Source organism: Stenotrophomonas sp. FR024 (assembly GCF_047500745.2).
In the GTDB taxonomy this organism is placed as follows: domain Bacteria; phylum Pseudomonadota; class Gammaproteobacteria; order Xanthomonadales; family Xanthomonadaceae; genus Stenotrophomonas; species Stenotrophomonas maltophilia_A.
The window spans coordinates 331,749-348,931 of the sequence record NZ_JAXAXM020000002.1 but is presented as its reverse complement, the minus strand read 5'-3'; the positions used below and the strand labels follow the sequence as shown (position 1 = coordinate 348,931).

The following is a 17,183-nucleotide window of genomic DNA, read 5'->3' as shown; positions in this document are numbered from 1 at the left end:
GCCCGCACCGGGTGGGGACCGGTGCGGGGTATTCGGGGGCGATCAACCCGGGGCGAGGGTGGTCAGAAGGGCGCGGGCCGCATTGAAGCGGTCTTCCGGCAACGGCAGCGGGTGCTTGATGCGCAGCTTGTCGGGCCCTTCCATGGCATAGAGGTTCGGTTGTTTCTGGATCAGCTGGATCACCGCCATCGGATCGATGTTCGGCTTGGACTCGAACACGATGCGGCCGCCGTTCTCGCCCAGGTCGAGCTTGCGGATGCCCAGCGTATTGGCTTTCAGCTTCAGCTCGGCGATGGCGAACAGGTGCTTGGCTGCATCCGGCAGCAGGCCGAAGCGGTCGATCATCTCCACCTGCAGTTCGCGCAGTGCATCGCTGTCGCGCGCGCTTGAAATGCGCTTGTACAGGGTCAGGCGGGTGTGCACGTCCGGCAGGTAGTCTTCCGGGATCAGTGCCGGCACATGCAGCTCGACCTCGGCGCCGCGCACTTCCTCACCGGCATCCAGGTCGGGCAGCTTGCCCTGCTTGATGCTGCGTACCGCGCGTTCCAGCAGCTCGGTATACAGGCTGAAGCCGACCTCGGCCATCTGCCCGCTCTGGTCCTCGCCAAGCAGTTCACCGGCGCCGCGGATTTCCAGATCGTGGGTGGCCAGGGTGAAGCCGGCGCCCAGCTCGTCCATCGAGGCGATCGCTTCCAGGCGCTTCTCGGCGTCGGGGGTGATCGCGCGACGGTCGGGGGTGATCAGGTAGGCGTAGGCACGGTGGTGCGAACGGCCGACACGGCCACGCAGCTGATGCAGCTGGGCCAGGCCGAAACGGTCGGCACGGTTGATAATGATGGTGTTGGCGTTGGGGATGTCGATGCCCGATTCGATGATCGTGGTCGACAGCAGCACGTTGAAACGCTGCTTCTGGAAATCCAGCATCACCTTTTCCAGTTCACGCTCGGGCATCTGCCCGTGGGCGATGCCGATGCGTGCCTCCGGCACCAGCTCGGACAGCTCGCGCTGCATGCGGCCGATGCTCTCCACATCGTTGTGCAGGAAGTACAGCTGGCCACCGCGCGCGAGCTCGCGCCGGAAGGCTTCGCGCAGCAGCGCGTTGTCCCACTGGGTGATGAAGGTCTGCACCGCCAGCCGGTTCGGCGGCGGCGTGGCGATGATCGACAGGTCGCGCAGGCCGGCCATGGCCATGTTGAGCGTGCGCGGGATCGGCGTGGCGGTCAGCGTCAGCAGGTGTACGTTGGCGCGCAGCGCCTTCAGCGCCTCCTTCTGGCGCACGCCGAATCGCTGCTCCTCGTCGACGATGACCATGCCCAGGTCCTTGAACTTCACGTCAGGCTGCAGCAGGCGATGGGTGCCGACGATGACGTCGATGGTGCCAGCGGCCACCTTCTCCAGTTCGGCCTTGATTTCCTTGCTGGTCTTGAAGCGCGACAGCACTTCGACCTTCAGCGGGTAATCGGCGAAACGGTCGCGGAAGTTGCGGTAATGCTGCTCGGCCAGCAGCGTGGTCGGCACCAGCACCGCCACCTGCTTGCCGGCACTGGCCGCAGCAAATGCAGCGCGTACCGCCACCTCGGTCTTGCCGAAGCCGACGTCGCCGCAGACCACGCGGTCCATCGGCTGGCTGCTGGCCAGGTCGCGCAGGGTGGCATCGATCGCAGCCAGCTGGTCGGGGGTTTCCTCGAACGGGAAACCGGCGGCGAACGGCTCGTACATCGCGCGGTCGACCTGCAGTGCCAGGCCTGCACGCGCCTGGCGGCGGGCCTGGATTTCCAGCAGTTCGGCGGCGACATCGCGCACCTTCTCGGCGGCCTTGCGCTTGGCCTTGCTCCACTGCTCGCCACCGAGCGAATGCAGCGGTGCGGTTTCCGCCGAAGCACCGGAGTAGCGGCTGATCAGGTGCAGCTGGGCGACCGGCACATACAGGCGGTCGCCCTTGGCGTATTCGATTTCCAGGAACTCGCCGGGCATGCCGCCGACGTCCATCGCGATCAGGCCACGGTAGCGGCCGACGCCATGGTCCTCGTGCACGATCGGCGCACCCTCGGTCAGTTCGCCGAGGTCGCGGATGATCGCTTCCGGCTCGCGGCCGGCACGGCGCGTGCGGCGGGTGCTGCCGGCGCGCTCGGGGAACAGCTGGCGCTCGGTCAGCACCGCGATGCGCGGATCGTCCAGTGCGAAGCCATCCTCCAGCGGCGCCACCGCGATCGCGAAACGCGCATCGTCGGCGAGGAAGCTGGGCAGGTCGGCCACCACCGGCGGCTTCAGCTCGGCGGCCTGCAACACTTCCAGCAGGGCCTCGCGACGCCCGGGCGAATCGGCGGCAATCAGCACCCGGCCCGGATAGTGACCGAGGAAGGATTTCAGCGCATCGCCAGCGGGGGCTTCGCGTGCGGCCACCGGCAGTGGTGGCAGCGGCTGGTCACCCAGCGCGTGGGCATCGGCGATGCGCGCGTGGTCAGCCGACCACACTTCGATGCGCGGGGCATCGTTCAGGCGCTCGCGCAGCAGCTCCGGCGACAGGTACAGCGCCGACGGCGGCAGCAGCGGCCGTTCCACATCGTGGCGGCGCTGTTCATAGCGCTCGCCGGTCTGCGCCCAGAACGCCTCGGCGGCTTCGCCGGCCCCGGCGCAGACCACCGGTAGGCTGCCGTCGGGCAGGTAGTCGAACAGGGTCGCGGTACGTTCGAAGAACAGCGGCAGGTAGTACTCGACGCCGGCCGGGGCCAGCCCGGACTTCAGATCCTGGTACAGCGCGCTGCGCCGGGTATCGACATCGAAGCGTTCGCGCAGCGTGGCCAGCACGCGGGCGATGCTGGCTTCGTCCATCGGTACTTCGCGGCCCGGCAGCATGTGCACCGCCTCGACCTTGTCCAGCGAGCGCTGGCTTTCCGGGTCGAAGGCACGGATCGAGTCGATGTCCTCGTCCAGCAGCTCCACCCGCAGCGGCTCGTCGGCGCCCATCGGGAACACATCGAGCAGGCCGCCGCGCACGGCGAAGTCACCCGGGTCCATCACCTGCGGGACGTTGCGGTAACCAGCACTTTCCAGGCGACGCTTCTCGGCTTCCAGATCCAGGCGCTGGCCGACCTTCAGGTCGAAGCTGCCACCGATCACGTAGCTGCGCGGGGCCAGCTGCTGCAGCAGGGTCTGCACCGGCACGATCACCAGGCCGCGCTTCAGCGTGGGCAGGCGGTGCAGGGCGGACAGTCGCTGCGAAATGATGTCCGGATGCGGGCTGAAGCGGTCGTAGGGCAGGGTTTCCCAGTCCGGGAAGGCCACCACCGGCAGGGCCGGGTCACCGCCGAGCAGGGTGTGCAGGTCGGCTTCGAGCTGGTTGGCACCGTGGTTGTCACGGGCGATCACCAGCAGCGGGGCGTCGTGCGCACGCGCGGCCTGGGCCAGGTACCAGGCCAGGGCGGTCGGCGATGCGGGAGCGCGCCACCAGGCGCGGAGCTGGCCGGCGCGCGGCAGCGGCGGGGCGGGGTATGAGGTACGCGACATGGACCCCGGATTTTAGCAGAAGCCCGATCGAAGCCCGGCGAGTCGTGCCGGCCGTTGGCCGGCAGCCTCATGTGCCGTTGGGGGAACGCAATGCCGGCCAGCGGCCGGCACTACCGGAATGACGCGCCGGGCACGCCCGGCGCATCCGTCAGTTGTCCAGCTCCAGCACCATCCGCACCAGGCCTTCGGCACCGGTCGGGTGCGGCACCGGCTTGAAGCCCAGCGAGGCGGCCAGCTGCTTCATCGGCTCGTTCTCGGCGGCAACGTCGCCGTACAGGCGGTCCAGGTACTTGCCGCGGCCCCACTTCACCAACTTGCGCATCAGCTGCCGGCCGAGGCCCTGGCCGATCAGGAAGCGGCTGATCAGGATCGCGTACTCGGCTTCACGGGTACCGGGGATGATCGAGGCCCGGGCGACCGCGCCGACCACCGCTTCGCCAGCGGGCAGGGATTCGGCAGCGACCAGGGTGATCTCGGTCTTGGGATTCGGGTGGGTCAGGCGCTGGGTGGTTTCCGGCGACAGCTCGGTCACCGCCTGCAGGAAACGATCACGGATTTCTTCCGGCCCGAACAGGCTGAACGCCGCTTGCAGCGGTGCGCCATCTTCCGGGCGGATGGGGCGGATCAGCAGCTCGTGGCCGCTGGGAGCCTTGAAGATCTCATGCCAGGGCGGCATGCGGTTGCGAGTGGCCATACCGGGTGATTCCTTGGTGGTCCATCGATTGTGGCATCACCGGGGCTGCATTCCGTGAACGAAAGGCTCACGGCGGTACAGCCTCGTGAAGGCCGTTATTCGGGTGCTTTGAGCCAATCCAGGCGGGTGCTGGCGCCGGGTTCACCCAGGTGCTGGCGCAGCGCCGGCAGGGCCGGGCCGACCACCCGGTCGAACTGCCAGGGCGGGTTGAGCAGCAGCATGCCGCTGCCGTTGAGGCGCAGCGGTGAGTCGTCCGGGCGCACCAGGAACTCGATCGTCATCGCCGATTTCACCGGCAGGGCGGTGGCCTTGCGCAGGAAGTGCAGGATGGTGCGGCGCTGCTTGATCGGGAACCAGACGGCACACGTGGCCTGCGGCCAGCGCGCCAGGGTCTCGCCCAGCGCGGCCAGGACCGCCTGGTATTCGGCGTCCTGGGCCTCGTAGGGCGGGTCGATCAGCACCAGGCCACGGCCGATCTTGCTGCCGTTGAACTTCGGCGGCAGCAGCGAGCGCAGCAGCGCATAGCCATCGCCCGCCCGCACGTCGACGCGGCTGTCATGGGCGAACAGGGCCTTCAGCGTGGCCGTTTCGGCTTCCTGCAGCTCACAGACCGCCATGCGGTCCTGCGCGCGCATCGCCTGCGCGCTCAGCAGCGGCGAGCCCGGGTAGTTGGTCAGGGCGCCCACCGGATTGTCGGCCTGCACCGCCTTCAGATAGCGCTCGACCACCTCCGGCAGCTTGGGCTGGGCCATCAGCCGCATGATCCCGGATTCAGCCTCGAGGGTCTTGCGGCTCTCTTCGCTGGCCAGCAGGTAGCGGCCGGCGCCGCCGTGGGTGTCGAGCACGAAGAACGGGCTGTCCTTGCGCTTGAAGCTGTCGATCAGGGCCAGCTGCACGATGTGCTTGAGCACATCGGCGTGGTTGCCGGCATGGAAGGCGTGGCGATAGTTCATGGGCGGCAGTGTACGGGGCGGCGGCCGCAGCGGCTATGCTGCGCGCCATGACAGCTCCTGTTGCCCATGTCCTGGTAGTCGAGGACGAAGCCGCCATCGCCGAAACCGTGCTCTATGCGCTGCGCAGCGAGGGCTATGCCGCCAGCCACTGCCTGCTGGGCGGCGAGGCCCTGCAGCGGCTGCAGGCCGGGGATATCGACGTGGTGGTGCTGGACGTGGGCCTGCCCGACCTGGGCGGCTTCGAGGTATGCCGGCGCCTGCGCGCGCAGGCCGGGCCGGTGGCGCAGCTGCCGGTGATCTTCCTGACCGCCCGCAACGACGAAGTGGACCGGGTGCTCGGCCTGGAACTGGGCGCCGACGATTACATGACCAAGCCGTTCTCGCCGCGCGAGCTGGTGGCGCGGGTGCGTGCACGCCTGCGCCGTGCGGCGCCGGTCGTCGCAGCGCCCAGCGCCGATGCGGGCTGGCAGGAGCATGGCGCGTTCGCCATCGACCGCGAGGGCCGGCGCATCCGTTTCCGTGGCCAGGCATTGGACCTGACCCGCTACGAATATGCGCTGCTGGAGGCGCTGCTGCAGCGTCCCGGCGCCATCCTCAGCCGCGCCCAGCTGATGGACCGGGGCTGGGACAGCAGTGCCGACAGTGCCGACCGCACCGTCGATACCCACGTCAAGACGCTGCGCGCCAAGCTGCGTGCGGCCGGTGCCAGCGACGACCCGATCCGCACCCACCGTGGCCTCGGCTACGCGCTGGAGGTCTAGCCGATGCGCCTGGTACTGAAGCTGTTCCTCGGCTTCTTCCTGATCACCGGCATCGCCGCGTTCTTCGTGATGCGCGTGTTCGTCAACGAGGTGAAGCCCGGTGTGCGCCAGGCGATGGAATCGACCCTGGTCGATGCGGCCAACGTGCTGGCCGAGATGGCCGCCGCCGACGTCAAGGACGGCACCATCCGCAGCGGCAGCTTCACCCGCAACCTGGCCAAGGCGCGGCAGCGCGACCTGAAGGCGATGGTCTGGCGTTTCCCCAAGCGCTCGCTGGATTACCGGGTGACCATCACCGACGCCAAGGGCATCGTCATCTACGATTCGCTGGGCCGTGATCTCGGCCGCGACAACTCGCGCTGGAATGATGTCTACCGCACCCTGCGCGGTGAGTACGGCGCACGTTCCAGCCCCGAGATTGCCGGCGAAGAGGGCGATACGGTGATGCATGTGGCGGCGCCGGTGTACGACCCGGCCGACGGCCGCACGCTGATCGGCGTGCTCAGCCTGGCCCAGCCCAACCGCAGCATCGATCCGTTCATCGCCGCCAGCCAGCGCGCCATCATCGAGCGCGGTGCGTGGCTGATCGGGCTGTCGGCGCTGGTCGGCGTGCTGGTGACGATGTGGCTGACCACGGGCCTCGGTCAGCTCAGCCGCTATGCACGCGCGGTCAGCGCGGGCGAACCGGTGCCACCACCACGGCGCCGTCGCGACGAGATCGGCGATCTCGGCCAGGCGCTGGAAACGATGCGCCGCAAGCTGGAGGGCAAGGCCTACGTCGAGCAGTACGTGCAGTCGCTGACGCACGAGATGAAGAGCCCGCTGGCGGCGATCCGCGGTGCCGCCGAACTGCTGCAGGAGCCGCTGCCGGAAGCCGATCGCGTGCATTTCGCGCGCAGCATCGTCGACCAGCAGGAGCGGCTGACCGAGACCATCGACAAGCTGCTGGCGCTGGCCGAAGTGGAACAGCACGGCTGGCTGCAGACCCGCGATCCGATCGCGCTGCCGGCATTGCTGGCCGATGCGGCGGCCGCCGCACAGGTGCGTGCGCAGGCGGCCGGCGTGCAGGTCCGCATCGGCAACGTGCCCGACCTGCGGGTGCAAGGCGACGGCTACCTGCTGCGGCAGGCACTGCACAACCTGATCGACAACGCGATTGCCTTCTCGCCAGCCGGCGCGGAGATCGCGCTGCAGGCCGAGGTGGACGGGCAGGGTGTGCGCCTGCAGGTGGCCGACCGTGGCGCCGGCATTCCCGACTACGCGCGTGAGCGGGTGTTCGAACGCTTCTATTCGCTGGCGCGGCCCGGCAGCGGGCGTCGCAGCTCCGGCCTGGGCCTGCCCTTCGTGCAGGAGGTCGCGCGCCTGCATGATGGGCGTGCCAGCGTGGATATCCGCGAGGGCGGCGGCACCGTGGCCAGCCTGTGGCTGCCGTTGAGTGCGCCGGGCCAGCGCCCGCGCCGCTGACTTCACACTCGCTTCAAATTCGCCACAAACCCTGCTCACTGCGGCGGTCCATCCTGCAGCCCTCTCCAACGAGGATGGACCATGAAATCCCTGAAGATGCTGCTGCGGTTCGCCATTGTCGGCGGGCTGATCCTGCTGCTGCTGGTGCCGCTGACGATGATCCGCGGGGTCATCAACGAACGTAGCGCGTACCGCGACGAGGCCTTCTCACGGGTGGCCGACAGCCGCGCCGGTGCACAGCAGCTGGTGGGCCCGGTGCGGGTGGTGCCGTGGGTGGAACGCAAGCAGGTTGAACTGGTCGACCCGCTGGGCGTCAAGAAGACCGAGGTGCAGGTCACCGAGGGGCACTGGCTGCAGATGCCGGCGTCGCTGGAGGTGGGCGGCGAGATGCTGCCGAGCCAGCGTGAGGTCGGCCTGTTCAAGGTGCCGGTATACAGCTGGAACGGCCAGATGAAGGCGACGTTCGCTGCAGACGACTATCCGGTGAAGGCCGGCCGCAGCTACGGCCAGCCGTATGTGGCGGTGGGCATTTCCGATGTGCGTGGTCTGGTCGGTACGCCGAACCTGCGCGTGGATGGCAAGCAGCTGCGCCTGCTGCCGGGGGTTGGTGCGGCCAGCGAGGTGGGGCGAGGCCTGCATGCGCCGGTGGCCGGTTTCGCCGCGGAACAGGGCGGTACGCTGGCTGCCAGCACCGTCGAACTCGAGCTGCGCCTGGATGGCAGCCGCATGCTGTCGGTGGTGCCGGTGGGCGATGACACCAAGATCGCACTGCGTTCGAGCTGGCCGCATCCGTCGTTCAGCGGTGCGTTCCTGCCCAACGAGCGCCGTGTCGACGCACAGGGCTTCGATGCGCGCTGGGCGGTGTCCTCGCTGGCCTCCGATGCACAACGACAGCTGCGCAATGATGGTGCGGTCGAGTCGCAGGCGGTGACGGTGTCGCTGGTTGATCCGGTCGATGCCTACACCCAGGCCGACCGTGCCTCGAAATACGGCGTGCTGTTCGTGCTGCTCACCTTCGTCGGCTTCATCCTGTTCGAGCTGATCAGGTCACTGCGCATCCACCCGCTGCAGTACCTCATGGTGGGCCTGGCGCTGGCGATCTTCTTCCTGCTGCTGATCAGCCTGTCCGAGCACATCGCGTTCTGGAAGGCCTACCTGGTTTCTGCGGTGGCCTGTATCGGCCTGCAGGCGGTGTACCTGGCCAACGTGCTGGGCCACTGGAAGCGCGGCCTCGGCTTCGCTGCGCTGCTGACCGTGTTGTATGGCGCGCTGTATGGCCTGCTGGTGTCGGAGAACAACGCGCTGCTGATGGGTTCGCTGCTGCTGTTCGTGATCCTGGCGCTGGCGATGTGGGTGACCCGCCGGGTCGACTGGTACGCGCTTGGCGCGGAACTGAAGTAAGGAGTACGCCATGAGCTGGCGCCAGGGATTGCGGCAACGGGCACGGCAGGGCATTCCGGCCCTGCTGGAAGTGGATGCACTGCTGCAGGCACATGGCGTGCTGGCGGCCCTGCCCGGGGCACGGATCGCCCCCGGTCTGGTCCGCTTCCAGCTGGCAGCGGTGACCTGCGAGGGATTGCAGGGCCAGGGACTGGCCTGGCTGCACGGCGCGCGGCAGGGACGCGGCGCGCTGGCTGGCCGGGTGCCGCGCTACCGGCCATGGAAGGCCGGGGCGGAGGCGCTGGCCGAGATCGGCATCGGCGGCCTGCCCGAGGACTGGCCCGCGCATGCGGCGGTGTACGGCTGCAGCAGCATCGACCGGCGGCACTGGTTGCTGCTGCTGCCGGAACGGGCGCAGTTGTGGCTGGGATGGAGTGGGTGATTCGGTTGTTCATCCACGCATGGCCTGGATCTACTGTCGCTGTCCATGACCGATGGGACGGTATCGGCGCGCCCCTGCTGGCTAGACTCGATGGGTTGATGATCGAGCCGAAGGGCAGGGGTGCGATGTGTTGAAGTGGGGCATGCTGGCCGCAGCGCTGGCGATGGGTGGCAATGCAGGCGCGCAGCAGCGCGAGCCGGTGGACCTGGACATGGTCAGCCGCATCCGCCAGGAGGCCTTCCATCGTTCGCAGGTGATGGACACCTTCAGCTACCTCACCGAACGCATCGGCCCGCGCCTGACCAACTCGCCGGCGATGGGCCGCGCCAATGCCTGGACCCGCGGCAAGTTCAACGAATGGAAGCTGGACAACGTCCACGACGAAGCCTTCGACGACTTCGGGCGCGGCTGGGAGTTCACTTCGGCCAGCGTGGAAATGCTGGGTGACCGCATCCAGCCGCTGCACGCGCTGCCGAAGGCCTGGACACCGGGTACCCAGGGTCCGGTCGAAGGCGAACTGGTGCAGGTCGAGATCAAGAAGCCCGAGGACATCGAGAAGTACCGCGGCAAGCTGCGCGGCAAGATCCTGCTGCTGGGCGAGGCGCGCGAGTACAAGCGCGGCACCGAGGCGGATTCGCACCGCCACGACGCCACCTCGCTGGAGGGCCTGCAGGAGTTCACCCTGCCCAAGGACAAGGACGCCACCGCCGAGCGTGCGAAGCGGGTCAAGGAATACCAGGAACGCCAGCAGCTGGCGACCAGGGTCAATGCGTTCTTCGTGGAAGAAGGCGCGCTGGCCTCGATCAGCATCAGCAGCTGGGACAACGGCATCATCCGCGTTGCCGGCGGCGGCTCGCGCAAGGCGGGTGAGTCGGTGGGCATTCCCGAGCTGGCGATGATCAGCGAGCACTTCAATCCGCTGGTGCGCGCGCTGGAGGCCAAGCAGACCGTGCGCCTGCGCGTGGATGTGGCTGCGCGCTTCACCGACGAGGCCGACCAGCCCGGCTACAACACGCTGGCCGAGATCCGTGGCAGCAGCAAGCCCGATGAAGTGGTGATGATCGGCGCACACCTGGATTCCTGGCACAGTGGTACCGGTGCGGCCGACAACGCGGCCGGCGTGGCGGTGATGATGGAAGCGATGCGCATCCTCAAGGCCACCGGCGCCAAGCCCAAGCGCACCATCCGCGTGGCGCTGTGGAGCGGCGAGGAACAGGGCCTGATCGGCTCGCAGGCCTATGTGGCCAAGCACTTCGGCCGTTTCCCGGAACCCACCGACCCGGCGCAGAAGGCGCTGCCGGCCTCGCTGCGCGAACCAACCGGCGCGCTGCAGAAGACCCGCGACTACGGCAAATTCCAGGTCTACTTCAACATGGACAACGGCTCTGGCCGCTTCCGTGGCATCTATGCACAGGAAAACCTGGCGGCGATGCCGATCTTCGAAGCCTGGCTGGCCCCGTTCCATGACGTGGGCGCTACCACCGTGGCCACCCGCAACACCGGCAGCACCGACCACATCAGCTTCGACCGCATCGGCCTGCCGGGCTTCCAGTTCATCCAGGACCGGCTGGACTACTTCACCAATGTCCATCACAGCCACCTGGACACCTGGGACCACGCCGAACCGGAAGACCTGAAGCAGGCCGCAGCCATCGTCGCCTCGTTCGCCTACAACGCCGCGATGCGCGAGCAGTCCTTCCCGCGCAAGGTAGAACCGTAAAAGGGGACGGAGGGGATTAAGTCGTTTCTCCCCTCCGTTTCCCGGTTGCAGGCCCAGCGGCTGGGCAATCGCGACTTAATCCCCTCCGTCCCCTTTTTCCGTCGGGGGCGGCGGGCTGGTAAAATCGGGGGATTCCCGTTCCTCGAGCCGTCCATGACCTGCCGCACCCGCTTCGCCCCCAGCCCCACCGGTTACCTGCACATCGGCGGTGCCCGCACCGCGCTGTACTGCTGGCTGGAGGCCCGCCACCGTGGCGGCGAGTTCGTGCTGCGCATCGAGGACACCGACCGTGAACGCAGCACCCAGGGCGCGATCGACGCGATCCTGGAGGCGATGGAGTGGCTGGGCCTGGACTATGACGAAGGCCCGATCTACCAGACCGACCGCGTCGCCCGTTACCTGGAAGTGGCCGAGCAGCTGGTGGCCGACGGCAAGGCGTACTACGCCTATGAGACCCGCGAAGAGCTGGATGCGATGCGCGAGGCCGCCATGGCCAGGCAGGAAAAGCCGCGCTACAACGGCGCTGCACGCGAACTGGGCCTGCCGCGCAAGGACGACCCGAACCGCGTCATCCGCTTCAAGAACCCGCTGCAAGGCACGGTGGTGTTCGACGACCTGATCAAGGGCCGCATCGAGATCGCCAACAGCGAGCTGGATGACATGGTCATCTTCCGCCCGGACGGCTACCCCACCTACAACTTCGCGGTGGTGGTGGACGACTGGGACATGGGCATCACCGAGGTCATCCGCGGCGACGACCACATCAACAACACCCCGCGCCAGATCAACCTGTACGAAGGCATCGGCGCGCCGGTGCCGAGGTTCGGCCACATGCCGATGATCCTGGACGAGCAGGGCGCCAAGCTGTCCAAGCGCACCGGCGCGGCCGACGTGATGCAGTACAAGGACGCCGGCTACCTGCCGGACGCGCTGCTGAGCTACCTGGCCCGCCTGGGCTGGTCGCACGGTGACCAGGAGCTGTTCAGCCGCCAGGAGCTGATCGACCTGTTCGACGTGAAGGACTGCAATTCCAAGGCCTCGCGCCTGGACATGGCCAAGCTGGGCTGGGTCAACCAGCACTTCCTGAAGACCGAGGATGTGTCCGCGATCGTGCCGCACCTGGTCTACCAGCTGCAGAAGCTGGGCCTGGACGTGGCTGCCGGTCCCGCCCCGGAGGACGTGGTGATCGCCCTGCGTGAACGCGTGCAGACCCTGAAGGAAATGGCCGAGAAGGCGGTGGTCTGGTACCAGCCGCTGACCGAGTACGACGAAGCGGCGGTGGCCAAGCACTTCAAGGCCGGTGCCGAAGTGGCGCTGGGCAAGGCCCGCGAGCTGCTGGCCGCCCTGCCGGAATGGACCGCCGAGTCGGTGGGCGTCGCCCTGCACGACGCGGCCGCAGCGTTGGAAATCGGCATGGGCAAGGTGGCCCAGCCGCTGCGCGTGGCCATCACCGGCACCCAGGTCAGTCCTGACATTTCCCATACCGTTTACCTGGCCGGCCGCGAGCAGGCCTTGAAACGCATTGATGTGGCCATCACCAAGGTAGCAACGGCCTGAGGCATCCTTGCCAGGCCCGAACCGGAGAACACGCATGCCCGCCAAGACCGCCACTGCCTGTACCGCCCCGCACCACCACGTCCACGACGCATCGGATTTCGTGGCGGTGGTCGAGCGTGTCTCGCGCGAACGCGGGCTGCGCCTGACCCCGATCCGCGCCAATGTGCTGAAGCTGATCGCCGAGGCCGGCAAGCCGGTCAAGGCCTATGAACTGCTGGAATGGGTGCGCAACGGCAAGGGCGTGGGCGCTGATGCCCCGCCCACCGTTTACCGTGCGCTGGACTTCCTGATGGCCAATGGCTTCGTGCACAAGCTGGAATCGGTCAATGCCTTCGTGGCCTGCCACCATCCCAGCAGTGCCGCGCACTCGGTGCCGTTCCTGATCTGCAACAGCTGCCACAGCGCGGTGGAGCTGGAAGACCGCGAGATCGTCACCCAGTTGGAGAAGCGCGCCAAGGAGCTGGGCTTCCAGCCGCAGGCGCAGACCCTGGAAGTGCACGGGCTCTGCGCGCGCTGCGCGGGCTGAGTCGCGGCGCATACCCGGACTGAGCCGCACGCTCAGTCCCGGGCGGCGTGCTCTTTCAGACGCTTCAGGACGCTGCGCTGTGCGTCGACCAGTACAGGGTCGTCCACCCGCAACTGCTCGACCCAGGCGAGCGCTGGTACCGGGTCGGCATGGCGCACGAAATACAGTGCCTGCGCCAGGAAATGCACATTGGGCACCCTGGCGTCCCAGATGAGCTTGGCGATACGCAGCATCGACGCCTGCATGCCGGGTGTAACCTCAACGCCGGTCTTCCCTGAAAGCGCGGTATTGAGGCAGTAAAGCGCCTGGCAGGGCAGATCACGCGGTGTGCCCGCACGCGACCAGTCAGCGCGTTCGGCAAAGTCCAGCAGGACGGCAATGGCGGCGGGGCCACTCACATCGGCCAGTGTGCCGAGCGCGAACACTGCCAGCTGGGGGTCCCCCAGCATATCGCGCAGGCCTTCCACGCCCTGGCGTCCCCAGGCGGTGCAGGCCTTGGCCCAGCCGCCGAACGGTACGACCCGGCTACCATCGCCCAGCAGGCCATCATCCGGCCAACCGTGCAGTATCCGCAGCCGCTCAATTTCCTTGCCACCTTCGGCGCCGTGCTCCTGCACGAAGGCGATCAGATCTTCCGCTTCCAGCGTGTCCTTGGCCGCCCGCCTGGCCAGTGTCGTAAATTTCATCGTCTTCCAGCGATCCTGATCCAGATCCGCAACGGTAGCGGATCAATGGGGTGAAGGCAGTCAGCAGCCTGCACCCTAGTCCATCGGCTTGGACCGGGTATCTACCCGCACGATCACCGACATGCCGGGCCGCAGCTGTGCGGCCAGCGTCTGACCTTCATTGATCGATATCCGCACCGGCAGCCGCTGCACCACCTTGGTGAAGTTGCCGCTGGCGTTGTCCGGGCGCAGCACGCTGAACTCCGAACCTGTGGCGGGTGCGATCTCCTGCACGCGGCCGCGCAGCACCTGGCCCTGGAACGCGTCCACCGAGAACGTGGCCGGCTGACCGATCGCCATGCCCCAGGTCTGGCCTTCCTTGTAGTTGGCCACCACCCATAGCGCGTCAGGCACCAGGAACAGCAGCTGCGAACCGGCGGCGACGTACTGGCCCACGCGCACGCTGGCTTCGCTGATCTGGCCGTCGCGCGGTGCGTGGATCACCGTGTTGGCCAGGTCGATGCGCGCCAGTTCCAGTTGTGCCTGTGCACTTTCCACCTGGGCCTCCAGGCTCTTGCGCGCCACCTGGGTCGACACCAGCGTTTCCTCGGCGATGCGGATCTGCGCCTGCGACTGCTGCACGCTGGCCTGTGCTGAGGCCTGGGTGGTGCGGAACTTGTCGCGGTCGTTGACCGACACCAGTTGCTGCGCGGCCAGTTCCTCGTAGCGCTTCAGCTCGTTGCGCGAGCGTTGCAGCTCCGCCTGGCCGGCCGACAATGTGGCGTGTGCGGAGGCGATCTGCGCACGGTTCTGCGCCTGCGACTGGTCCGAGTTGGCCAGTGCCGCACGTGCGCTGTCCAGCGTTGCCTGCGCCTGGGCGACACGCTGCGTGTAGATGCGGTCATCGATGCGCAGCAGCGGCTCGCCCTCCCTCACGTGCTGGAAGTCCTTCACCAGCACTTCGGTCACGTAGCCGTTCACCTGTGGCGCCATCACCGTGATCTGCCCGCGCACATAGGCGTTGTCGGTCACCATCACGCTGCTGGTGAACGGCCACAGGTGCCAGGCGCGCAGGATCAGCGCAATGCCCAGCAAGGCCACCACCACCATCACCACCACGCTGCGCGCGCTGGGCTTGAGGTACTTCGGCGCGGCAGCCGGTGTCGCGGGCGTGGGCGCAGGCGCCGCATCGGTCGGCGGCGGTGGAGTGACGTTGTCGGCGTCGATGTCGTCGGGGCGGGGCGGGACGGGAGGCATGGAGGAGGACTCAGCGGGGCGCGGCCGGCGTGGCCGCAGCGGGGGAAGTGGGGTGGCGCTTGCGCCATTGCTTGAGCACGGCGGTGCGCAGCGACAGCAGCAGCAACCAGCCCAGGAAGCCGATCGCCAGCCAGCCGCTCAGCGTGAACACATCATTGAAGCCACGCACGTTGGCTTCGCGGCGCGTGGTCTGCGCCAGCTGCGCGCTGCCCTGCGCGCTGCGCAGCACCGGGTCGGTGATCTGTGCGCTGTACAACTGCTGCTGGAGGCGCAGGCGTTGTGCCACCACCGGGTCGGCCGGGTCGAGCTGGCTGGTCAATGCACTGGAGTACAGCTGCTCGCGGTGCAGCTGGAAGGTACCCAGCACCGCCGAACCGGCCAGGCCGCCCAGCGTCTGTGTGATCGACAGCGTCACCAGGAAGGTGATCATGTGGTCCACACCCTGCTTCAGCGCGGCGGAGATGCCGAGCATGATCAACGGGCCCATGAACATGCCGGCACCGACCGAGGCCAGGAACTGGCTGACGTAGAAGTCGTGCGGCCGGTCCAGGCTGGTGCGGTGCTGGTCGAAGAAGGCGGCTGCGCCCAACAGCAGGATCGCCATCAGCAGCTGCGGAATCAGCCGCTTCGGGCCGAAGGTCAACGAAGCGCCGGCGATGCCGGTGACCACACCTGCGAGTATCACCACGAACAGCGGGCGCATCTGGTCCGGGCCCATGCCCAGCGTGCGCATCAGGTTGACCACGCCGTAGGACTGCTCGGTGGTCAGGAAGCGGATCAGGAACGCGCCGACGATGAAGTGCAGCACCGGCAGCTTCGACAGCCAGCGGATCTGCAGCAGTGGATTGCGCCGGTAGTGTTCGATGATGAAGGCAGTGGTGGAGAGCACGATCGAGGCGACCAGCGCCCAACCCAGCCATGGCGTGTTGAGCCACCAGCGGGTGTAGCCCTGCGCCAGTACGATCACCAGCAGCGCGACAGCCGGCGCAAGCAGGGCGAAGGTGAGGAAGTCCAGCGGCTCGAAGGTTTTCACCTGGATACCGGGCGGCAGCTTCAGCACCACCACTGCCGCGAACGCGCACAGGGCCAGCCCGGCTTCAAACGAGTAGAGCTGGTGCCACTGGCCGGTATCAACCAGGCCCGGCGAGACGATCCAGGCGATCGGCACCGCCAGCTGCGAGAGGCCCACGCCAACCACCAGCAGATTGCCGGTGAACCGTCGTGGCAGCGCCTGCAGCATGTACAGCGTGCCCAGTGTCGAACAGGCGGCGCCAGCGAAGCCGCTGGCGGCACGGGTCAGCATCGTGGTCTCGAAGCTGCCAACGAACAGGTGCAGCACCGCCAGTGCTGCGTACAGGCCCAGGCCGATCTCGGCGAACAGGCGGATGCCGTACTGCTGGCGGAACTTGAAGGCCAGCAGGTTGGCCGTGACGTTGACCATTGCATAGGCCGCCACCAGCCAGCTGCCCTGGGTCGGCGTCAGTGCCAGCTGGCCCTGCAGGAAGGGCAGGTTGGCGGTGACCAGTGCATTGCCAAGGCCACCGGTGATCGCCACCAGCAGCGACACCAGTGCATAGGCCACGCGTCGATACGGTGGGTGCCAGGGCATCGACGCCGAACCGGGCATGGTCGGCTTCTCGTGCTCCTCCCAATCCGGAACCGGCTTCAGATACGGCTGGACCATCAGCGGGCCTCGCTGGTTGCTCCCTGGAGACCCCCGCGCAGCAGCTGCAGGGCACGCCCGGCCAGGTGGGCGCGCTCGTCGCGGGTCTTGCCGCGCAGGGCTGCGCCCAGCATGCCCGAGATCAGTGAAATGTCCGTCTTCTCCAGGTCGGCACGGCACAGTCCGGCGGCCTTGGCACGGGCGATCGGTGCTTCCAGCAGATCGCGCACGGTCTCGCGCGCGGTGCGCATGGCTGGCACGTCCGAATCCACCGCCCGCCAGTAATCGGCCAATGCCGGCGAATCGATGATGCGCTGGGCCATGCCCTCGAACACCTCGAACAGGGCATCGTCGCGGTCGCCGAGCTGCTCGACCTGGCGCCGGATACGGTCGACCGTACGTTGCAGCAGTGCCTGGATCAGCGCGGTGCGGTCGGGGAAGTTGCGGTACAGGGTGGCGCGGCCCACCTGGGCGCGTTCGACCACCAGGTCCAGCGGGGCGGTGACACCGTGTTGGCCGAACACATGATCGGCGGCGTCGAGGATGAGGGCACGGCGGGCAGCAGCATCGGCACGTTGGGCAGTCATGGAATTA

At 67.7% G+C, this 17,183-nt stretch carries 14 protein-coding genes; 7 read left to right on the top strand and 7 right to left on the bottom strand.

All coding sequences use genetic code 11. The features are described 5' to 3' along the window. Positions 1 to 42 precede the first annotated feature (42 nt). The 3 genes from mfd to ACMZ91_RS03605 form a co-directional block, all read right to left on the bottom strand. Positions 43 to 3,507: a transcription-repair coupling factor gene (mfd, locus tag ACMZ91_RS03615; RefSeq protein ID WP_414577363.1), complete on the bottom strand. Its 3,465-nt coding sequence runs from the start codon at positions 3,505 to 3,507 to the stop codon at positions 43 to 45. 148 nt (positions 3,508 to 3,655) lie between these two features. Continuing rightward, positions 3,656 to 4,201, bottom strand: a complete 546-nt coding sequence (locus ACMZ91_RS03610; RefSeq protein ID WP_004150340.1) for a GNAT family N-acetyltransferase — start codon at positions 4,199 to 4,201, stop codon at positions 3,656 to 3,658. 95 nt (positions 4,202 to 4,296) lie between these two features. Next, positions 4,297 to 5,154 (bottom strand): 23S rRNA (adenine(2030)-N(6))-methyltransferase RlmJ, encoded by an 858-nt coding sequence (locus tag ACMZ91_RS03605; protein ID WP_014036453.1) that lies wholly within the window; start codon positions 5,152 to 5,154, stop codon positions 4,297 to 4,299. 35 nt (positions 5,155 to 5,189) lie between these two features. On the opposite strand from ACMZ91_RS03605, the gene creB reads away from it, so the two are divergent. The 7 genes from creB to ACMZ91_RS03570 all read left to right on the top strand — a co-directional run bounded on the left by creB (position 5,190) and on the right by ACMZ91_RS03570 (position 13,004). Next, positions 5,190 to 5,915 (top strand): two-component system response regulator CreB, encoded by a 726-nt coding sequence (creB, locus tag ACMZ91_RS03600; protein ID WP_277778625.1) that lies wholly within the window; start codon positions 5,190 to 5,192, stop codon positions 5,913 to 5,915. A gap of 3 nt (positions 5,916 to 5,918) precedes the next feature. Further along, positions 5,919 to 7,379: a two-component system sensor histidine kinase CreC gene (gene creC, locus ACMZ91_RS03595; RefSeq protein WP_049462389.1), complete on the top strand. Its 1,461-nt coding sequence runs from the start codon at positions 5,919 to 5,921 to the stop codon at positions 7,377 to 7,379. A gap of 81 nt (positions 7,380 to 7,460) precedes the next feature. Beyond that, positions 7,461 to 8,780 carry a cell envelope integrity protein CreD gene (gene creD, locus ACMZ91_RS03590; protein ID WP_032130265.1) on the top strand — a complete coding sequence of 440 codons (1,320 nt, stop codon included), beginning with the start codon at positions 7,461 to 7,463 and terminating at the stop codon, positions 8,778 to 8,780. 10 nt (positions 8,781 to 8,790) lie between these two features. Further along, positions 8,791 to 9,201, top strand: a complete 411-nt coding sequence (locus tag ACMZ91_RS03585; protein WP_049399601.1) for a hypothetical protein — start codon at positions 8,791 to 8,793, stop codon at positions 9,199 to 9,201. A gap of 142 nt (positions 9,202 to 9,343) precedes the next feature. Beyond that, positions 9,344 to 10,921 (top strand): M20/M25/M40 family metallo-hydrolase, encoded by a 1,578-nt coding sequence (locus ACMZ91_RS03580; RefSeq protein WP_134951721.1) that lies wholly within the window; start codon positions 9,344 to 9,346, stop codon positions 10,919 to 10,921. Between the two features lie 153 nt (positions 10,922 to 11,074). Next, positions 11,075 to 12,478 carry a glutamate--tRNA ligase gene (gltX, locus tag ACMZ91_RS03575; RefSeq protein WP_049462392.1) on the top strand — a complete coding sequence of 468 codons (1,404 nt, stop codon included), beginning with the start codon at positions 11,075 to 11,077 and terminating at the stop codon, positions 12,476 to 12,478. A gap of 34 nt (positions 12,479 to 12,512) precedes the next feature. After that, entirely contained in the window at positions 12,513 to 13,004 is a 492-nt protein-coding gene (locus tag ACMZ91_RS03570) for a Fur family transcriptional regulator (protein ID WP_004150412.1), read from the top strand. A 32-nt stretch (positions 13,005 to 13,036) separates the two neighbouring features. Here the strand turns inward: ACMZ91_RS03570 and ACMZ91_RS03565 are convergent, their stop codons facing one another. The 4 genes from ACMZ91_RS03565 to ACMZ91_RS03550 all read right to left on the bottom strand — a co-directional run bounded on the left by ACMZ91_RS03565 (position 13,037) and on the right by ACMZ91_RS03550 (position 17,176). Further along, on the bottom strand, positions 13,037 to 13,690 hold the full coding sequence (locus ACMZ91_RS03565) for a hypothetical protein (protein ID WP_134951720.1): 654 nt from the start codon (positions 13,688 to 13,690) through the stop codon (positions 13,037 to 13,039). A gap of 75 nt (positions 13,691 to 13,765) precedes the next feature. After that, positions 13,766 to 14,926 (bottom strand): HlyD family secretion protein, encoded by a 1,161-nt coding sequence (locus ACMZ91_RS03560; protein ID WP_134951719.1) that lies wholly within the window; start codon positions 14,924 to 14,926, stop codon positions 13,766 to 13,768. 10 nt (positions 14,927 to 14,936) lie between these two features. Next, positions 14,937 to 16,610: an MFS transporter gene (locus tag ACMZ91_RS03555; protein WP_414577155.1), complete on the bottom strand. Its 1,674-nt coding sequence runs from the start codon at positions 16,608 to 16,610 to the stop codon at positions 14,937 to 14,939. Further along, positions 16,610 to 17,176, bottom strand: coding sequence for a TetR/AcrR family transcriptional regulator (locus ACMZ91_RS03550; protein ID WP_010483118.1), 567 nt, complete (start codon positions 17,174 to 17,176; stop codon positions 16,610 to 16,612). The genes ACMZ91_RS03555 and ACMZ91_RS03550 overlap by 1 nt, the downstream gene beginning before the upstream one ends. Positions 17,177 to 17,183: the final 7 nt, after the last annotated feature.

What these genes read in the sequence shown, in the direction of transcription:
- mfd (WP_414577363.1), bottom strand. Translation starts at nt 3,507, where the DNA reads ATGTCGCGTACCTCATACCCCGCCCCGCCGCTGCCGCGCGCCGGCCAG.
- ACMZ91_RS03610 (WP_004150340.1), bottom strand. Translation starts at nt 4,201, where the DNA reads ATGGCCACTCGCAACCGCATGCCGCCCTGGCATGAGATCTTCAAGGCT.
- ACMZ91_RS03605 (WP_014036453.1), bottom strand. Translation starts at nt 5,154, where the DNA reads ATGAACTATCGCCACGCCTTCCATGCCGGCAACCACGCCGATGTGCTC.
- creB (WP_277778625.1), top strand. Translation starts at nt 5,190, where the DNA reads ATGCTGCGCGCCATGACAGCTCCTGTTGCCCATGTCCTGGTAGTCGAG.
- creC (WP_049462389.1), top strand. Translation starts at nt 5,919, where the DNA reads ATGCGCCTGGTACTGAAGCTGTTCCTCGGCTTCTTCCTGATCACCGGC.
- creD (WP_032130265.1), top strand. Translation starts at nt 7,461, where the DNA reads ATGAAATCCCTGAAGATGCTGCTGCGGTTCGCCATTGTCGGCGGGCTG.
- ACMZ91_RS03585 (WP_049399601.1), top strand. Translation starts at nt 8,791, where the DNA reads ATGAGCTGGCGCCAGGGATTGCGGCAACGGGCACGGCAGGGCATTCCG.
- ACMZ91_RS03580 (WP_134951721.1), top strand. Translation starts at nt 9,344, where the DNA reads ATGCTGGCCGCAGCGCTGGCGATGGGTGGCAATGCAGGCGCGCAGCAG.
- gltX (WP_049462392.1), top strand. Translation starts at nt 11,075, where the DNA reads ATGACCTGCCGCACCCGCTTCGCCCCCAGCCCCACCGGTTACCTGCAC.
- ACMZ91_RS03570 (WP_004150412.1), top strand. Translation starts at nt 12,513, where the DNA reads ATGCCCGCCAAGACCGCCACTGCCTGTACCGCCCCGCACCACCACGTC.
- ACMZ91_RS03565 (WP_134951720.1), bottom strand. Translation starts at nt 13,690, where the DNA reads ATGAAATTTACGACACTGGCCAGGCGGGCGGCCAAGGACACGCTGGAA.
- ACMZ91_RS03560 (WP_134951719.1), bottom strand. Translation starts at nt 14,926, where the DNA reads ATGCCTCCCGTCCCGCCCCGCCCCGACGACATCGACGCCGACAACGTC.
- ACMZ91_RS03555 (WP_414577155.1), bottom strand. Translation starts at nt 16,610, where the DNA reads ATGGTCCAGCCGTATCTGAAGCCGGTTCCGGATTGGGAGGAGCACGAG.
- ACMZ91_RS03550 (WP_010483118.1), bottom strand. Translation starts at nt 17,176, where the DNA reads ATGACTGCCCAACGTGCCGATGCTGCTGCCCGCCGTGCCCTCATCCTC.